21 protein-coding genes are annotated in these 15,985 nt (G+C 59.1%); all 21 read right to left on the reverse strand.

The features are described from left to right. Positions 1 to 2 precede the first annotated feature (2 nt). Entirely contained in the window at positions 3 to 800 is a 798-nt protein-coding gene (locus WHJ28_RS05685) for a hypothetical protein (protein ID WP_340040493.1), read from the reverse strand. Beyond that, the gene (locus WHJ28_RS05690; protein ID WP_340040495.1) at positions 797 to 1,342 is read right to left on the reverse strand and encodes a putative phage tail protein; all 546 of its coding nucleotides are present in this window, start codon (positions 1,340 to 1,342) and stop codon (positions 797 to 799) included. Before WHJ28_RS05690 ends, WHJ28_RS05685 begins: the two co-directional genes overlap by 4 nt. Continuing rightward, positions 1,342 to 2,439, reverse strand: coding sequence for a baseplate J/gp47 family protein (locus tag WHJ28_RS05695; protein ID WP_340040497.1), 1,098 nt, complete (start codon positions 2,437 to 2,439; stop codon positions 1,342 to 1,344). The genes WHJ28_RS05690 and WHJ28_RS05695 overlap by 1 nt, the downstream gene beginning before the upstream one ends. Next, entirely contained in the window at positions 2,432 to 2,845 is a 414-nt protein-coding gene (locus WHJ28_RS05700) for a DUF2634 domain-containing protein (RefSeq protein ID WP_340040499.1), read from the reverse strand. Before WHJ28_RS05700 ends, WHJ28_RS05695 begins: the two co-directional genes overlap by 8 nt. Further along, positions 2,842 to 3,207, reverse strand: a complete 366-nt coding sequence (locus tag WHJ28_RS05705; RefSeq protein ID WP_340040501.1) for a DUF2577 family protein — start codon at positions 3,205 to 3,207, stop codon at positions 2,842 to 2,844. The genes WHJ28_RS05700 and WHJ28_RS05705 overlap by 4 nt, the downstream gene beginning before the upstream one ends. Beyond that, positions 3,204 to 4,181, reverse strand: coding sequence for an XkdQ/YqbQ family protein (locus WHJ28_RS05710; protein ID WP_340040503.1), 978 nt, complete (start codon positions 4,179 to 4,181; stop codon positions 3,204 to 3,206). The genes WHJ28_RS05705 and WHJ28_RS05710 overlap by 4 nt, the downstream gene beginning before the upstream one ends. Before the next feature lie 4 nt (positions 4,182 to 4,185). Further along, positions 4,186 to 4,956, reverse strand: a complete 771-nt coding sequence (locus WHJ28_RS05715; RefSeq protein ID WP_340040506.1) for a LysM peptidoglycan-binding domain-containing protein — start codon at positions 4,954 to 4,956, stop codon at positions 4,186 to 4,188. Beyond that, positions 4,953 to 6,998 carry a tape measure protein gene (locus tag WHJ28_RS05720; RefSeq protein WP_340040508.1) on the reverse strand — a complete coding sequence of 682 codons (2,046 nt, stop codon included), beginning with the start codon at positions 6,996 to 6,998 and terminating at the stop codon, positions 4,953 to 4,955. The genes WHJ28_RS05715 and WHJ28_RS05720 overlap by 4 nt, the downstream gene beginning before the upstream one ends. A gap of 148 nt (positions 6,999 to 7,146) precedes the next feature. Further along, the gene (locus tag WHJ28_RS05725) at positions 7,147 to 7,563 is read right to left on the reverse strand and encodes a phage tail assembly chaperone (protein WP_340040510.1); all 417 of its coding nucleotides are present in this window, start codon (positions 7,561 to 7,563) and stop codon (positions 7,147 to 7,149) included. Between the two features lie 10 nt (positions 7,564 to 7,573). After that, on the reverse strand, positions 7,574 to 8,014 hold the full coding sequence (locus WHJ28_RS05730) for a phage tail tube protein (RefSeq protein ID WP_191434575.1): 441 nt from the start codon (positions 8,012 to 8,014) through the stop codon (positions 7,574 to 7,576). Between the two features lie 12 nt (positions 8,015 to 8,026). Then, positions 8,027 to 9,124 (reverse strand): phage tail sheath C-terminal domain-containing protein, encoded by a 1,098-nt coding sequence (locus WHJ28_RS05735; RefSeq protein WP_340040519.1) that lies wholly within the window; start codon positions 9,122 to 9,124, stop codon positions 8,027 to 8,029. A gap of 18 nt (positions 9,125 to 9,142) precedes the next feature. Further along, the gene (locus WHJ28_RS05740; RefSeq protein ID WP_340040521.1) at positions 9,143 to 9,649 is read right to left on the reverse strand and encodes a hypothetical protein; all 507 of its coding nucleotides are present in this window, start codon (positions 9,647 to 9,649) and stop codon (positions 9,143 to 9,145) included. After that, positions 9,646 to 10,122, reverse strand: a complete 477-nt coding sequence (locus WHJ28_RS05745; protein ID WP_340040523.1) for a hypothetical protein — start codon at positions 10,120 to 10,122, stop codon at positions 9,646 to 9,648. The genes WHJ28_RS05740 and WHJ28_RS05745 overlap by 4 nt, the downstream gene beginning before the upstream one ends. Before the next feature lie 14 nt (positions 10,123 to 10,136). Then, a complete protein-coding gene (locus WHJ28_RS05750; protein ID WP_340040525.1) occupies positions 10,137 to 10,748 on the reverse strand; it encodes a hypothetical protein in 612 nt (203 codons plus the stop codon). A 3-nt stretch (positions 10,749 to 10,751) separates the two neighbouring features. Further along, on the reverse strand, positions 10,752 to 11,066 hold the full coding sequence (locus WHJ28_RS05755; RefSeq protein ID WP_340040527.1) for a head-tail connector protein: 315 nt from the start codon (positions 11,064 to 11,066) through the stop codon (positions 10,752 to 10,754). Next, positions 11,063 to 11,476, reverse strand: a complete 414-nt coding sequence (locus WHJ28_RS05760; RefSeq protein ID WP_340040529.1) for a hypothetical protein — start codon at positions 11,474 to 11,476, stop codon at positions 11,063 to 11,065. Before WHJ28_RS05760 ends, WHJ28_RS05755 begins: the two co-directional genes overlap by 4 nt. Positions 11,477 to 11,488: 12 nt before the next feature. Then, positions 11,489 to 12,781 carry a phage major capsid protein gene (locus WHJ28_RS05765; protein WP_340040531.1) on the reverse strand — a complete coding sequence of 431 codons (1,293 nt, stop codon included), beginning with the start codon at positions 12,779 to 12,781 and terminating at the stop codon, positions 11,489 to 11,491. Between the two features lie 18 nt (positions 12,782 to 12,799). Next, complete coding sequence (locus WHJ28_RS05770; RefSeq protein WP_340040533.1) at positions 12,800 to 13,504, reverse strand: Clp protease ClpP; 705 nt, start codon at positions 13,502 to 13,504, stop codon at positions 12,800 to 12,802. After that, positions 13,497 to 14,723, reverse strand: a complete 1,227-nt coding sequence (locus tag WHJ28_RS05775; RefSeq protein ID WP_340040535.1) for a phage portal protein — start codon at positions 14,721 to 14,723, stop codon at positions 13,497 to 13,499. Before WHJ28_RS05775 ends, WHJ28_RS05770 begins: the two co-directional genes overlap by 8 nt. Continuing rightward, positions 14,720 to 14,917, reverse strand: a complete 198-nt coding sequence (locus WHJ28_RS05780; protein WP_340040537.1) for a hypothetical protein — start codon at positions 14,915 to 14,917, stop codon at positions 14,720 to 14,722. Before WHJ28_RS05780 ends, WHJ28_RS05775 begins: the two co-directional genes overlap by 4 nt. A 699-nt stretch (positions 14,918 to 15,616) precedes the next feature. Continuing rightward, a complete protein-coding gene (locus WHJ28_RS05785) occupies positions 15,617 to 15,889 on the reverse strand; it encodes a hypothetical protein (protein ID WP_340040539.1) in 273 nt (90 codons plus the stop codon). Positions 15,890 to 15,985 lie beyond the last annotated feature (96 nt).

Raw genomic sequence — 15,985 nt, forward strand, 5'->3', positions numbered from 1 at the left:
TTTTAACCGATTGCAACGTAATAGTAAGAAAATTTATTGTTCATTTGAGTTTCAGCGCTACCAGCAGTCCAGGTAACCCCATTTGATTTAAAGAGTGGTGTAATCTTACCCACATAAAACCATTGTCCGTTTGGACCTGCTGGTTTATAAGAGTATCCGGCATGAGATGTCAAAAAAGCCATTCCGTAATATACCGAATTATTATCACCGCCTGAAAAAATAAGAACAAATTTTGGCTCAAACTCAAACTTTAAAGAATTTGGGTTGCTTTCTCCATAAGTACCAGTACCAACGTAGGAGCCGGTGGCGCTTTTAGGAGCAGTCTGTACATATTTCCCTAAATACGCCAGCACATCATCCACCGTGCTGTCAGCACCAAGGCCGTAAAGTCCAAGTGTAGCGGCGGAGGCTCCATCGTCTTTCCTCATCGGATCACTTCCAGCTGCCGGCTTGGGCAGGCCCGTGATTCTCTGCCCATTCATATTGATGGGGCCGGACATGGTGCCACCCTTCAGCGGCAAAAAACTGTTGGGCAGCTGATCACCGGGGATGTGCCCAGTCTCGTCAAGTGTCGCCACTCCATTTTTCTCCCCAGGTTTTCTGCCGCTGTCCTGCAGTTTTCCGTCCGCAGCCAAGGCCGCCAGATTCCCCGCCGCACTTGGCTTAACCGTATCAGACTTGCCTGCGTTCAGCTTATGAAGTTCTGCATCAATGACATCAGCATTTGCATTCAGGGATCCAATGTCCACATAATCCTCGTAGCCAGGTTTTTTCAGTTTATAATTGGTGGTCTCTGTCATGGTAAGCTGGCCTCCCTCACATCTTGCCAAGTTTTCCTGGACAATTCTCTCCAGGTGTAGGACTTCAGGTCCCTCCACAGCCGGTACAAATACTCAAACATAAAGCTGAGATGTGCCGGCTTGATCTCATTCACAGCAGCTGCCAGATCCTCAATATTGGGCGGGACGCCCATCACAGAGACGAACTTGATCACAAAATAATACTCGTCACTGTGCTCCACCACCTCCACCTGCCCATTTGCGAAGGACGCCGCCACCGCCTGGATCAGTTCCACCGTGGGAGTCCCCTGTCCCCGCAGCTTGGAGATCACCCTGGTACGTCGGAATTCCTCATCCTTGGACAGATCTATCGGGATACCATAGGCCGTTTCCCACAGCTCCAGGCCCCATCCGCTGGCGGTCTGAGGCCACAGCTGTGCAAGGGTGAAGTCCAGATCCTGCCCCGCTCGTCGGCACATCTCACCCAGTACACGCTGGAGTTCCGTAAAAGGAATGCTGCGATACAGGGCCGGCAGCTGGAGCATCAGATCATATCGGTCCATCAGGTGGTCACCTCCAGGCTGCCAATCACCGGTACCTGATCAGGCTGCACTGTGGTATCCGCCGTTCCCCCGTTGACGGTGAGGGAGGTGGCATTGATCACACCGTCAACGGTCAGCAGCAGCGCCAAGATCCGGTTATAGATCACGGTATAGGCCTTGTCGTCCTCCGGCGCATAGTAGATCACGTCGTATTTCTCCCGGATCAGGCCGGCCAGGTACTCCGCCAGCCGCTCCTGAAAGGCTGTTTCTACAGCTTCAGCCGATGTGGCGGAAGATATGATCACTACCGCCGCCACATTCACCTCCAGGGGCGTGGGGGCGCTTACCGCCACTGTGGCGCCCACCGGCCGCTGGCTGTCAATGAGTGTCTGGCACTCCTCCACGATCTCCGGGGAGGCCGGTGCCATTGTACTGTCAACCAGAGTCACACCCACGGTGCCAGCCCCCTCTGCCAGCTCTACCACCTTGGCGTCTCCAACACCCGGTACCGACATGGCCCAGGCCCGGTACTGCCAGCCATTGGTACCGTTAATCGGCTTCTGCCGGCGCTCCTGGATACGCCGGAGCAGAGCGGCGTCGCTTTCGGTGTCAGTGCCGCCGGAAGCCTGCTGATTGGAGAAGGAGGTCAGGCCGGGCAGATTGATAAACATACTGACAATCGCTCCAGGGCCTACATTGTAGTCAGCGCCCTCCTGGGCAGCCTCCAGGACACCGTTGGCCGTTTCGCCCTCCGGGATGGTCACGCTCTCCATCAGGGCAAATTGAAGGCCTGTGGCGGTCAGGAACAGCGTGCCAGCCGGGATCACAGCGCCAGCGCTGCCGGTCAGCGTAATGCCACACCGGGCTTTGGTGCCCGGCCTGCGGGTGATGTTGAAATAGGTCTGCCCTACCAGATCCAAATACCCTCCGCTGGTTTCGTCCACAAAGAGCATGGACACCACAGACGGCAGCGCCTGATAAAATTCGCTGATCTGCCGGGCCGCCGCCCCCACTGTGGCATCGGCATAACTGCCCGCCATGGAGGAGAGGCCAGTCTCCTGGTCGATATCAGCCAGCATCTCAGCCTTGATCTGCTCCTGGGTGCGGTCCTCAAACATAGAAACCCTCCTTCCCGTAGACCGTGGTAAGCTCCACCCTCATATGGAACGTGGAGCCATCAAAGGACGCCTCCGTCACGTCTACAGCGGTAATATAGGGAGATACCAGCAGGGCGTCCTGCAGGTATCGGGTGGCCTCGCTGATTTTGGTATCCGCCTGGTATGGCTGGCCCACCAGGGCCTCCAGCTCGCATCCGTAGGACCAGGAGAAGGCCGCCCATTGATAGCGGGCGGTGGCAACAGCCCGCCAGGCCCAGCTTTTGACCGCCTCCAGGCCGGTGACCACCACCGGCTGGCCGCTCTCCCACCGGGGCGTCCCGGCCTCATAGTCCATGGCCACATCGGTGTAGAGAGGTAGTTCCACATTCTCAGCAACCGGTGTGGAAAACATGGGGAAAAGCGTCATGGCGTCACCACCTTACAGAGGATGTAGTAGGTCTGCCGGTCCAGGGAGAGCACCGCCACACTGTCCCCCGCCTGTAAGGCAGCCGTTTTCCGGGTCAGATCTCCCGGCTCCACCTCCGTGGTCACAGAGCCCATGGAGCCCGTGCCGGTCAGTGTGCCGGACAGGCCGGGGTCATACCCGGCCAGCAGCGCCGCATTGATGCGCAGAGACTCCGCCCCTACGTCCAACCCATCTACCCGGACCTTCAGCGGGGAAACGCTGACCACAGTCCCGATCAAAACCGGGGAGGGGTCGGCCACCTGTCTGGCCGCCGCCCCCATGCTCCGGGCGATCCGCCCGGCGTTTTCTTCAAATGTGTTCATTTGAGCTCACTCCCCGAGATGGTGTCGTCCGCCAGATTGCGGAAATTCAGCTTGACCTTGCAGTAATACTGGCCGTTCTTCCAGGTGTGGGTGTCGCTCTCGATCCAAAACAGGCCGGTCACCCCGCTGCCGGTATCCCGCAGCTTGACGGCATTGCCGGAGATCAGCCGGATATCCCCCAGCGTCTCCACCGTCAGGTTCTGCTGGAGGCCATGGTCCTCCAGCCAGGCCTTGGCCTCCGCCCCGGCGTCCTCCCCAGCCTTTTGGATCAGGACGTGCTCCAACCGGCCGTTCAGGCCGATAGAGTCCTTGTCCTCCACCCGGCGTACCAGGGCGCCGGTATCGGTACGGATGACCACACTGTTCTGCAGATTGGAGATGTCCCAGGTGTTGGTGACCCCCATGGTGCTCTTGATGTCCAGGGTGGCGGCACTGGGCTTCTCCACCACCTCCAGCGCACCTGAGCCTGTAAAGCGGGCCAGGTAGCGCTTCCCGTTTTTCTGGGCAGCCAGGGCATACAGGGACTTGATGATCTTGTCCAGCGCTATGCCAGGGAACTTGCGTGACACGGTCAACCCCGTCTTGGCCAGGCTTGCCACCGGGATGTTGTAGTCCCGACAGATGGCGGCCACGGCGGTCTCGGGCGCTGCGTTTGCAAATTGGTACCAGCCCTCATTTTTTACCAGGTACCGCCCACGATCCAGGGCGGACAGGTCCACCACAGAGGACTGGGAGCTGGTGGTGGCGGAGAGCAGCGGCCCGGCAAAGAGCTGTATCCCCTCCCGCCGGAAGATCAGCTGAGCCCCCTCCACCAGCTCCGGAGGGGGCACGCTGCCGTCTTTGGGCACCGCCAATGAGGCTGACAGTTCCCGGGCGGTCTGGCTGTCCGAGCCGCTCCAGGTAATAGTCTGGACCAGCTGCGTCACGTCTCTGGAGGTCCCGCTGGGGGCTGTCAGGATCAGCTCATAGTCCATACCGTCACCTCATGGCCGCCTGCTCTTTGGCAAGCTGGACCTTCCAGACCTTATCTTCCTTGCTGTAGACCGTCTTTGTGGCCTTGGCGGTCTTGACGCTGGCGCTCACCTTCATGGCTGCCGGCAGCTGGTCCTTGGGCGGGATGGTGAGCACCTGCCCGGGATAGATCAGATTGGGATTCTTGATGATCTTGCTGTTGGCGGCGGCCAGCCGGTAGGCCAGGCTGCCGTCCCCGTAAAATTTACGGCAGATCCCCGAGAGGGTGTCTCCCGCCTGGACGGTGTAGGTCCGGGTGGAGGCCGCGCCTGTACCGGCGTCCCTGGATGTCTGGGCATCGCCGCCGGAGATGGCCAGGACCGGCGTCTCCGGCGCCGTATACTGCCGCAGAGAGATAGAGGCATAGACATCGTTGGTGCCGTCCCGCTCGCCATAGGTCACGCTCTCCAGCAGCACCAGGGCGTTGGTAGGCGTCCCCGACACCATCCAGCGTACCGGCTTGCGGCTGTCGCTCCATCGCTGAAGCTGCTCCAGGTACACATAGGGATTGGCCACGGCTCCGGGGTTGCAGAAGGGATATAGCTTGGCCGGAAACAGCACATCCGACAGGGTGCAGCTGCCCATCAGGCGGCCGCCGGGCAGATTGATCTCCCCCAGCTGATCCAACTGGATGGTCTCCACCCGGCTGCCGTGGGTCCAGTCATAAGAGGGCGGCGTCACCGGCAGGACTAGCTCCTTGCCGGCGGCCGGTTCCAAAAAGGATATGATCCGTCTCATGACAGCACCCCCGCCGCGAACTTCAGCTCGATCTGGTCTGCCAGCCGCTGGGCGACCTCCTCAGCAGATACCCCCGCGCCGAACTGGTTGCCGCTGATGTAGATGGCAATACGGGGTTTTGGCTTGCTGTCAGCCTCCCGGGCCTCCCGGGCGGTGAGGACCCGTTCTCCCTCATGGAGGAGGGCGGGAAAATCATTATAGGGGACACGATTCAGGCCGTAGGCGTTCTTCCTCCACCAGCCCCATGTTCCGCCGGGCAGGGCATCCTGTGTACTGGTCCCCTGTCCCTTGCTGAACTCCTGCTGGGTATCATAATTGTTCCGCCATCCATTCAGTGCTGCTGTATTCTCCCGGATCGCACCGATCAGATCCAGTTCACTGTCGTGGACAAGCTGATATGCACTGCTGCTCTCATAGGCTGCAGTAGCCAAAGCTTCCGCCTCCATGCGTAGGTTGTCCATCTTAAGACCTGCCTCCTGGCTTCCATTTTCATAGTCGGCGGATGCCTTGATGAAGTCTCCTCGCATTTCTCTCAGCTCGGCTGCCGTCTTATCATCGAAAAGGCCCGGTGTGGTCTCCTGCCCAAGCAGAACCGCGCTGAGGGCCTCCCTGGTATACTGATCGGACAGATTGTCCAAATAGGCCTGGTTTTGTCCGGCAATGGTGTTGAGGTTAGACACCGCCTCACCCAACAAGCCACCGTAGGCGTCGATCTCCTGCTGGAGACCGCTTGCCCGCGTCTCGTTGTATCCGTTACCCCTGGCTGCGTCAATTTCTGTCATCGCGTCCTCCAGGGTGGATGTAAGCCCGCTAAAGGTTTGCGACATGACCTCCATGGCACCGCCATACATGGACTCCATGCCGGACTGGATAATGTCCACGGCATCCTGCCCCTTGATCTTACCTTTGGAGATCATGTCGTAGATTTCACCCTGGCTCTTGCCGTAGGCCTCTGCCAGCATACCGATGACATTGACACCACGTTCCTGGAGAATATTCAGGTACTCCAGACTGGCCTTGCCGGAACCCTGCATCCGGCTCATGGCCTGGGCCATCATGGTCATATCCTCGGCAGTGACACCAACGGCACTACCGGCGTCGCCGATGGCGGCCATCAAGTCCAGCATCCGCTCCGGGCTATCCCCAAAGCCGGTGGCCAAAGCCCGGCTCATGTTGGTCAGATCGCTGTACTCCATAGGCGTAGCAGCCGCCATGACCCGCAGGTCGGATAAATACTTGCTGCCGGTTCCCTGGCCCAACAGGCGATTAAAGGCGATCTCATCCAGCTCCCGCTGAGATGCAGTGGCAGATCCGCTGGTCAGGCTCTCCTGCTCCTGCTGCTGCCCCTGCTCATAAAGCTGCTGGTAATACTCTTTAAACGCATCGTCCTGCTGCTCATAAATCTGAGCACCTCCGCCGACCAGCCCCACCAGACCGCCCAGAGCAGCACCAATCGCCGTTCCGACGCCAGGTGCTATCATAGATCCAATAGCCGCACCGCTGCCAGCGCCACCCAGGGCACTGGAAAACAGGCTTCCCACATCGCTGCCGAAGGCGGAGCCAACCAGGGTACCGGCCCACTGACTGACTACATCTCCCAACATGGACGAGGCTCCCGCCTGGCCCAGGGCAGACAACACACCTCCTGCACTGCCTGCCCGGTTATCCGCCCGGCTGAGGGCACCGGAGGCATTTTCCATATCACGAGTGGTCTGCCGCACCTGCCGGCTCACCAGATCATATTGCTGGCGAATATTTTCAAGGTTTTCCTCGGCCTTTTTCCAGTCTGCCTCAGCCGCCTGTCGTTCAGCCTCTGTGGCGCTGTCTCCCAGCGCTTCAAAGGCCTGCTGGGCGGCTTGGGCCTCTCGCTTGGCACTGGACAAGTCAACCCGCATATTGACCCTGGTAGCATTCAGCCGGTCCAGTTCGCTCTGGAGGGCGGTGACATCGGAACGGAAGTTGGTCATGGAGTTCTTCATCCCGACGATAGCGGACGAAAGATTGTCCTGCACGCTCATAGCGATGCTGGCGTCAGTTGGCATTACGGTCCCTCCTCCCTCCGCCTCTCATAGTCGATCATCATGGCACAGATCACAGCACGTTCCCCGGGCGGGAGGCGGAAGAACGCTCCGGGGAAGATACCGTGTCGGATCAGCAGCCGCTGAGCCGCTGCCAGCTCTGTGTCATGGGTTAGTTTTTTTCCAGGTCCTCCAGGGCTACGCCCACGGCCACATCCTGCAGCACGTCCGGCTCCTCCTCCAGGGCAATCACAGCGCCTGGGCCATAACCGTTGAGCGTGTCGCACTGGCGCAGAATGGCCCGCACCTCACCGGGTCTCAGCAGCTTTTTCAGTGCGTCCACCGGCGTGGGACATCCCATGTGGTCCTGATACCAGGCCTTGTCCTTAAAATTGGGGCTGACACAGCTGGCCAGCATATAGTGGAGATCCGCGTCCTCCGTGCCCCGCAGGGCAGTCAGCTTGTTGTAGGGGATCTCCTTCAGGGTAATGGACAGGCCCAGGCGGGTCACCTGGACCATAGCCGTCTCAGGCTCCGTCACAGGAATCTCCAGCAGAGACCGGGCGATAGATTTTTCCTTGTTCTCCATAGTTTCCTCCTTACTCCACCGGGATCACGTCCAGCAGCTCAAACCGAGTAAAGGTAAACGGCGCTGTGATCTTACCGGCTGTCGCTGCCTGCCAGTCTGCCAGGGTCAGGTCGGTGAACTGCACACCGTAGTAGGCGATGCGCTCCGCGCCGGCGCTGTCCGGGTCCGCCAGCTTGGAGATGACCGTCATCTCGGGGATCTGGCCGTCCTGGATGGACTGCATCCGGATCAGCATCCCACTGTCCACCTTATAGAGCATCAAGGAGCCTGTACCCTCGCCTCCAGTGGCCTTGGTCTGGGTCATAAACTCGCCGCACAGAGCCAGCTTCTCGCTGTTGATGGCTACCTTACCCTGGCACCCATAGCACTCGGCCAGTCGATCTCCATCCAGCCACACGGTCCCGTATGTACCATTGGGCACCCGCTTGGCCGTCATATTGGATCTTGCCATGATCGTTCCTCCTTACAGGTTATTGAACAGGACCTCGAAGTCCTCCATAGCGTCTACCAGGCGGCCGCCGCACCGGATGAACACCCAGGACCCGGTCTGATACTCCAGGACCTCCTTTCGGGTCATGCCAGAGGTATCCACCCCCTGACTGGTCAGCCACAGCAGCTGCCGCTCATAGTCCACCTCGGCATAGCTCTCCCCAGCAGAGAGGACGCCAGCCCGCTCCAGGTAACGGAAATAGTCCGAAATCGCGGTGACCAGGATCTGCTTGTTATCGTAGGTATTGGGATACCGGCCCAGATACTCATTTTCGATGGTGGTACGCAGGTAGTAGGAAATCAGGTCCATGCCCTCCACAATCTTGATCCGGCTCCAGTCCTGTTTCCCTTCCGGGGGAATGGTAGTAAGAGAATTGACTGCCCGGGCGATCTTGGCCTGGAGCCCGTCGTGGATCAGGATGAGCTTGCCGTTGTTAATAGCCGTCGTCTGCTCCTCCGTGGTCCGGTCCGTAACGGCTGTCAGCTCTGGCAGCGCCGCATAGGTGGCGCTCATACCCATAGGGATACCGGCCAGGATACCGGCCATTCTGGCGCAGTATTCCGCCGCCGTCACCCCACCGGCAGCATCCATCATTCCGGTCTCATCCAGTTCGATAATACCCATATCGTCGCTGCCGGCAGTCTTCCAGGGCTTCACCAGCTTAACAGGACGGTAAATGGCCCGCTGGGCCTTCACCCACTCCACCAGCTTGGTCATCTCGTCGTCCGTTACATCCTTGGGGCCTGCCAGGTAGTCGATGGGGTATTTCTCAATGGCCTTCAGGCCGCCCTCCAGGGCGGTGGTATCGCCGGAATCCGTGTCGATGACCACCAGGGTCACCAGGCTGGGCACGCCCCGGTCACTGCCTTCAAAGGCGGTAAGGATATGCTTCTTGTTATCCTCCCCCAGCCCGGTGGGGATCATGGCCGTGGAGGTCAGCTGATGGACTCCCTGGCTGGCAGCGTCCCGCACAAAAATAGCCACGTTGCCCTTTTTGCTCCGGTTGGCCACCTCTGCCGCCGCCTTTTCAAAGGCGATCTTCAACACGGGCAGGCCGTTTGTAGTTGCCATAATATCTCACCTCGTATATTAGATTGTCCGCTCGTCCGGGGACTGAGCGGAAAAAGTTCTGCTGCACTCGATATGCTCCATCTTTGGCACTGCACTGCTCACAGGATCTGTCATGTCATCCGGATCATGATAGCCCGGCCGCTCATCCATCCAGGCGGCGGAGAACGTAACAAAGGCGCTGCCCATGTCCATGCCGTCCCCGTTTGCCGTCAGTGTGATCCATCGGTCACCCACCTGGATGGAGGGAGACGCAAAGGCCAGCAGCACCGCCTCCTGATCCTTCCGCAGCGCCTCGGTGGAGCTGACGTCATACTCATCTGTGGAGCAGAACAGCTCCAGGCTGGCTTCCATCTCCCATTGGACCATCGAGATGTTGGCCGGCGTCGTCTCGCTGGAGGTAACATACAGATAGCTGCTGGGCCGGTGGTGATCCACAGGGCAAAAATCCCGGTAGATCATCCTGTCCGGCCACAGCTTGGCGATCACATCCGCAATCGCATTGCAAACGTCCATACTGGTTGTCATGTTTTTCCCTCCAATCTGGCCGCCACCTCGGCGGCCAGCGCCTTCAGCTGCTCCGCACCCATGCCGGAGAGCTGGCTGCGGACCGATGCGTAGAAGTGCAGGCCGGGCACCGCCGCGACATTGATCCGAGCCCGGTATTGATAGCCGTCCCGCTTCTGCTGGCTGGGTCTGCGGTGCTTGTGGCCGCCCTCAATGGCGTTGGTCACATAGCCCACGGCGTATTTCTTGCCGCCGGCTGTGGTCTTGTAGGTATCGGCCTTGGGCCGGACCGCCACATAGCCGTTTTTGGAGCCGATATACCGCTCTTGCCACCCCCGGACTGTGCCGGTACCGGGGATCTCCCTCTGGACACTGGACAGCATCTCCTTTCCAATTTCCGCTAACAGTTCCCGCTTCATGTTGGGGAATTCCCGCTGCAAAGCATCCCAGTCGGCTAGGATCTTGTCCAATCCATCCATCTGTACACTAGGCACTTCCAGGCCTCCTCTCACACGTCCCGGCTGAACTCCATCTCATACTCGTTTTTGTAATCGTCCAGCACATGACAGGTCTGGACATGATACACAGCGGCCGCCGGTCCGTCCTGGACCGTCACCAGGTCGCCCTCCCGCAGCTGGATGGGCTTGGAGGTCACCAGCACCAGGCCACGGCGGGCCTTGGCAAAGGTGTCCTCCTTTTCGTATTTCACATATTTTTCTGTAAGCACGCCGGGGAAGGTCACAGGCGGCTTTTCCGTCTTTACAGGCCGGTTCCCGGACCCTACGGTGGTGATGTACCCCTGCCCGATACAGCGCACTACGCTCACCAGAGCCGCCCCCGCATACAGATGATTTCTGTCGCGTTTGGTAATGTCTGCGAGAAACAGGTGCTGCCCCTTCCAGCGCAGGGCGTTGTGAAGGGTGAGGGGCTGGGTGCGCAGCACAATGGCGGCGTCCCTGGCCCCCACGCCGACCTTGGAAAACAGATTGGTCTTGGCGGTCTGCTCCACCTGGCCCCAGGCCCGGCGGACGGTCACCCACTCCCACACCCCGGCAGAGGTCTCCCGCAGCTCCAGCACCTCCAGGTGCTGGTCCAGCTTACCCGCTCCGATGTAGGACATGGATCAGGCCTCCTCTCTCGGCTCGCTCAGCTTGAGCTGGGTAATGAGCCGCCGGAAGGCGGGGTTGTCAGCCACGATAGTACCGGTGATAGTAGCATCCCGCAGGTCGAAGTCCCGCAGCACCATGAAGTTCACCGCCAGGTCGTACTGGGCCCGCCGGGGCGTACCCTCTGTGGGCAGGGAGATCCCCGCCCCCTCCAGGTATGCCACCGCTGCGTTGTACAAGGTCTCCAGGGTGAGCAGTTCCTCCTGGGTAGGCTCCTCTATGCGGCAATAGGCCAGCAGACTGGCCCGCCGCTCATCGGTCAGCACAGTCATTTTGCCACGGTCCAGCCATTGGCGGTGGGCAGGTGCAGGCTGCGTGCTGCTACCGACACACCGCACAGGACGGCGGCGTCACCGTTGTGCTGGAACTTTAGGCCAATGTACCGAGGATTGGTGGGGTCCACCTTGTAGCTCACCACTGCCATCTGAGGCGCAGTACCAACAGCATCGGTCAGCACCACGGCATCACCGATCTCTGTGGGGCTTCCGCCGTTTGCCTGATTGGAGCCCATCAGCGTGACAGTCAAGATCTTACCCTTGCCCAAGGCGGCGGTGGATACCAGGAAAGCGATCTCACCCGCGCCGGAGGCGTCCACAAAGGAGGTGGTCTTGTCGGTGGAGGCGTCCACGGACTGGGGGGCAAAGACGTTGGCGCAGATCAGCTCTTCAAAAATACGCTTCATAGTGGCTCCTCCTCACTTCCGGTCCGCCAGCGCCACAAAGGGGCTGCGGAGCTTGGTGCTGTTCTTGATCTTCAGGGGATTGTTTACCTTGGGGGCGCCGTTACAGCGGTACACCATGCGGAAGCAGTTCTGATCGGTCAGGAACTCCACATGGATGGACCAGTCCTGCTTGGCGGCGCCCTTGGTCAGCAGGATATACTGGAAGGGATCCACCAGCATGATGTCGCCCTTGGTGCCCAGAGCGGAGCAGCTGTCCTCAAACAGGACAGGCTTGTTCAGCACCCGCTGGGTATCAAAGCCGCCCAGGCCGCCCTCGGGGTTCCACAGGAACTTGGACTCGTCGCCGCTCTTGATGGCCAGCAGAGGCAGCTGCTCCTCCACGTCGGGGTGCATCAGCCACACCAGGCGGTTGCGGTTCTTGGGCATGGCGCTGGCCTGCATCTTTACGGCGTTGTTGCCCACAAAGGTGCCGTTGGGCTGAGACTGCTCCTTGGCCACGGTGATGAGGGCCTTGGAGTTGATGATGCCCAGAGGCTTGCCCACGCCGTCGCCGGCAATCACCGCATCGGTCAGCAGCCGGTCAGCCGCCAGGGAGAAGCCGGTAGAGGCAAAGCCGGTCATAAAGGCCGCGTCCTGCAGCATTTCATCGGTGCAGTAGAGGAAGCCCATCATCTTCTCCAGATCCATCTTCATCTCCCGGAACTGAGGCTTGCTGGCGGCCACGGTGGATCCCTCAGTGGCCCAGTACATCTGCACGCCGCCGAACACCGACTTGCTCACGTCGGTCTCATCGGCGCTGATCCACCGCATGGAGTTGGCCGCGCTGGAGCAGGTGTAACGGTCCAGGCGATTGAGCAGGGGGCTCATCTGCACCGCGCTCTCCAGGATCGCGCCGGCAAAATCGGTCTGGATGGCAAAGCCGCCGTCGGCGCCGATGCCCTCATTGGCGCCAAGCACCGCGTTGTTCACCTGATGCAACCGCTTGTCCTCCACGTGGTTCTTCCGGAAATTGTAGATGGCGGCCAGCTGCTCACCGATGGAAGCAAAGGGCTTGTCCTCGCCTCCCTTACCCTCCTTGGGGGCCTTGCCTTTGTCGTGCAGGATACCGTCATAGACGGGATCGGCATTCTCCTGGCTCTGCTTGGCCAGGCTCTCCAGGCTCTTGATCTGGTTGTTGATGCCCTCCATTTGCTCGGTGATCTTGTCCACCTCGTCATAGTTGCCCTCATCAGCGAAGGCCTGGGCCTTGGCCAGTAGCTGGCTCTTCTGGGCCCGCAGGTCAGTGATCTTCTCCATAAAGTCCATAGTCTTGGCTCCTTTCATTTAAAAATTTGCAAGCGCTCTCAGCCTTGCCAGAGCGCGTTTTGCCTTTTCCTTTGCCTCGGTATCACGCCGCACCTCGTCCATGTGGTCCTGATACCGCTGCCTCATGGCGGCCGTCAGCCGGATTCGCCCGCCCACCGCCGCCACGAAGGCCGCCGGGTCCTCCTCCACGCCGGGCAGGCCCACGATCTCATCAATCAGTCCGTAGTCCAGCGCCTGGCTGGGGCTGATCCAGATATTTTTCTCCATCAGCGCGATCAGCTCCTCCCGGCTTTTGGCGCTGCTGTGGGCGGTGTAGACCTCCAGCACACAGTCCCGGGCATTGCGCAGCGCCTCCGCAGACCGGCGCATATCGTGGTAATCACCCTCTGCAACGGCGCTGGGGTTGTGGTAGCAAAGCAGGGCCCCAGGCTCACTCTGGATGACCTGGCACCCGGTAGCCGCCAGGGTGGCTGCGCTGGCCCCATAGCCCTGGAACAGGGCTGTGGTCTTGCCCTGATACCGCCGCAGCATGGAGCGGATCTCAGTGCCCACCGTCATGTCCCCGCCGGGGGAGTTGATGAGCAGGGTCACCTCATCCCCGCCGGCCGCATCCAGGGCAGCCTGGATGTCCATAGGGGCCGTGATATCCCGAAAGCCCCACCAGCGCAGCACGTCGGCGGAATCGTTGTCCCACAGCTCTCCCCTGAGTGCGATGTCAACCATCTGTTACTACCTCTCCTTTCAGCACGGACTCCAAGGAGCCCAGATTTTTTGTCACCAGGAACTGCTGACCCAGACCGCCAGGGATGGGGTTCATCTCCTCCTTGGCCCTGGCCTCGTCCGGGTTCATCATGGAATTCTGGATCATCTCCCGGTAGAAGTTGGATCTGGTGGTTGGGTCCGCCCGCAGCAGCACCTCCACCACGCCGTGGATGTACACGCCCTCCAGCCTCTGAGCCGGGGTAGGCAGCTTCCAGGTATCCTCGTCCTCCCATTGCACCACATAGGGCAGCAGCACGTCCGTCACATAGTTCAGCCGCTGCTGGGAGTTACTGTTATAGCTCTCCTTGCCGGTCTGGAGCATATGCTTTGGAACACCGGTAAACCGGGCCACCTCCTCCACGGCAAACTCCCGACTCTCAATGAACTGGCTGTCCTTCTGGTTGAGACCCATGGGGGTAAACTTCATCCCATGATCCAGCACCGCCACCGCAAAGGCATCGTCTGTGGCATAAGATTTGAACTGATCCTTGACCTTGTTTCTGGTGTCCGGGTTTGCATCCGTATCGACCTCTACGATGCCGCTCAGCCGGGCCCCGTTCTGATAAAACTTTTTGCTGTACCGTTGCGCCATGGCGTCCACCGCGATGGCCTCCCGGGCCAGCTGTAGAAATCCACGACCGTGGATACCGTCGTAGGTCTCAAAGAACAGGAAGGACAGCTCATAGTTGGAGAATCGCTTCACCACGCCGTCCACGTTGTACTCGTACCAATACTGACCGCTGTCCGGGTCCTTGAGAATCGAGCAGCACTCGGTGGGCAGCGGCAGGCGCTGGATCACCCGGCCAGCGCTGTCCCTCCGGTTCCACACTGCGCCGAAGCCGTGCCAGAATGCGTTGGACATGACGACCTTCCGCATCATGAACGGCGACATATGGTCATTGGGCCGGGCCTTGAGCATCCTGCGCAGATATTCATCTTCATACGGGATCCTGGCGTCTCCATCTTTGCGGTACGCCCCGAAGGGAATCAGGCCGAAGGAGTTGGTCAGGATCCGGTGGGCTGCCGCCACCGGGGACAGGCGTTCCGCATTTCCCTGACTCCCCTCCATCAGCTCCCCGCTCAAAAAGATCCGCTTAAACCACGCCTGGACCTCATCCCAGCTGAGGGCCTGTTCCTCCATACCGGCCTTGGTACCCTGCATGGCCTGGCCTAAAATCACGATTTACCGCCTCCTCTCGACCTGGCGATGATAAAGGCATAGGCCGCCAGACATACCCCGGCCGCTGCAAATCCGGCCGGCTTACCATACTGCTCATAGGCCGCCGCCGTCAGGCACACGCCTGCGGCGATCAGAAGCAGGTCGTCCAGATAGAGACCCAGTGCCTTGCCCAGCTGTTTCAGTCGCTTTTTCAAATCTACTCCTCCTGCAAAAAACAAACTTCCGCCGTCCATATCGCAGACGGCGGAAGTTTTCTACGTATCTACTTTGGTTTTTTACCATGTTTTGCGTGAACTGGTTCTGTAAGGGCACGTTCTACGGGCCAGCCATAATTATAGATTCTGCGGCCTATGGTCGCACGGTGGATTCCTGTTATTTCAGCCCATTGTGATAGAGTATGGGCTTCCCCCTTAAACAAGAGCACTGTGTTATTGCGTCTATTATTCTCCTGCACCTTCAATGTGACCCATCGACAATTTTCTGGTGAATACTCTTTTCTATTATCAATTCGGTCTATCGTCAAAAGTTCAGAATAGCCATGTCCATAAGCCCATGCTCGAAACACAGCAAAATCGTGCCATTCCAGACAGACTGCTATCCCGCGTCCTCCATAACGAGAAAAACTTGGATTCTTAGGGTTTTCACACCTTCGGCGCATATCCACCCAAATACTGTATAGCCTTGTATTTTTCCCGCCGTGCCTAGTCGCAGCCTTTATAGCGCGTACTGGCCTTCCACATCCACAGTCCGACTCACCACTTCCTCTTAGGTTATGTCCATGCCTAATTACAATATTTCCACAATCACATCTACACAACCATCTGACATTTCCGTATGGGTCGTTCTCAGCTCTTTCAATTACCGTTAACCGCCCAAACCTCTGCCCGGTCAGGTCAATCAGTTTTCCCATCACATTCACCCCTGGACAGCATATGTACCAGCTCGTCCTGCTCTTTCTCCATGTCACAGATTTCGTGATTGAGCACACCAAGCATCGTCTGGATGTCCAGCGCATACGACTTGATAAATTCATGGTAGGGGCCGAATACGCTTTTCTCCCGGATAAAAAAGGTGACTTTGGTGTCCACAGCATCTACCAGCACGCGCAGGGTGTTGAAGTTGGCCTGCACGTCCTCCGCTTTCCCTTTGGCAGAATTCCTTATCATAAAAACCTCCTGTTGATTTCCCCCGGAGGCTGTGGCATAATAGATTTGCCAAACCTTCGGGTGTGGTGCAATAGGAACAGTCCGATACTTGTCGAG

The organism is Flavonifractor porci (assembly GCF_037572415.1).
In the GTDB taxonomy this organism is placed as follows: domain Bacteria; phylum Bacillota; class Clostridia; order Oscillospirales; family Oscillospiraceae; genus Flavonifractor; species Flavonifractor porci.

Excerpts from the sequence above, each read along its gene's own strand:
- WHJ28_RS05720 (WP_340040508.1), bottom strand. The coding sequence starts at position 6,998 with ATGCCAACTGACGCCAGCATCGCTATGAGCGTGCAGGACAATCTTTCG.
- WHJ28_RS05735 (WP_340040519.1), bottom strand. The coding sequence starts at position 9,124 with ATGGCAACTACAAACGGCCTGCCCGTGTTGAAGATCGCCTTTGAAAAG.
- WHJ28_RS05695 (WP_340040497.1), bottom strand. The coding sequence starts at position 2,439 with ATGTTTGAGGACCGCACCCAGGAGCAGATCAAGGCTGAGATGCTGGCT.
- WHJ28_RS05715 (WP_340040506.1), bottom strand. The coding sequence starts at position 4,956 with ATGAGACGGATCATATCCTTTTTGGAACCGGCCGCCGGCAAGGAGCTA.
- WHJ28_RS05765 (WP_340040531.1), bottom strand. The coding sequence starts at position 12,781 with ATGGACTTTATGGAGAAGATCACTGACCTGCGGGCCCAGAAGAGCCAG.
- WHJ28_RS05710 (WP_340040503.1), bottom strand. The coding sequence starts at position 4,181 with ATGGACTATGAGCTGATCCTGACAGCCCCCAGCGGGACCTCCAGAGAC.
- WHJ28_RS05730 (WP_191434575.1), bottom strand. The coding sequence starts at position 8,014 with ATGGCAAGATCCAATATGACGGCCAAGCGGGTGCCCAATGGTACATAC.
- WHJ28_RS05685 (WP_340040493.1), bottom strand. The coding sequence starts at position 800 with ATGACAGAGACCACCAATTATAAACTGAAAAAACCTGGCTACGAGGAT.
- WHJ28_RS05705 (WP_340040501.1), bottom strand. The coding sequence starts at position 3,207 with ATGAACACATTTGAAGAAAACGCCGGGCGGATCGCCCGGAGCATGGGG.
- WHJ28_RS05785 (WP_340040539.1), bottom strand. The coding sequence starts at position 15,889 with ATGATAAGGAATTCTGCCAAAGGGAAAGCGGAGGACGTGCAGGCCAAC.
- WHJ28_RS05755 (WP_340040527.1), bottom strand. The coding sequence starts at position 11,066 with ATGACTGTGCTGACCGATGAGCGGCGGGCCAGTCTGCTGGCCTATTGC.
- WHJ28_RS05760 (WP_340040529.1), bottom strand. The coding sequence starts at position 11,476 with ATGAAGCGTATTTTTGAAGAGCTGATCTGCGCCAACGTCTTTGCCCCC.
- WHJ28_RS05740 (WP_340040521.1), bottom strand. The coding sequence starts at position 9,649 with ATGACAACCAGTATGGACGTTTGCAATGCGATTGCGGATGTGATCGCC.
- WHJ28_RS05725 (WP_340040510.1), bottom strand. The coding sequence starts at position 7,563 with ATGGAGAACAAGGAAAAATCTATCGCCCGGTCTCTGCTGGAGATTCCT.
- WHJ28_RS05750 (WP_340040525.1), bottom strand. The coding sequence starts at position 10,748 with ATGTCCTACATCGGAGCGGGTAAGCTGGACCAGCACCTGGAGGTGCTG.
- WHJ28_RS05770 (WP_340040533.1), bottom strand. The coding sequence starts at position 13,504 with ATGGTTGACATCGCACTCAGGGGAGAGCTGTGGGACAACGATTCCGCC.
- WHJ28_RS05700 (WP_340040499.1), bottom strand. The coding sequence starts at position 2,845 with ATGACGCTTTTCCCCATGTTTTCCACACCGGTTGCTGAGAATGTGGAA.
- WHJ28_RS05690 (WP_340040495.1), bottom strand. The coding sequence starts at position 1,342 with ATGGACCGATATGATCTGATGCTCCAGCTGCCGGCCCTGTATCGCAGC.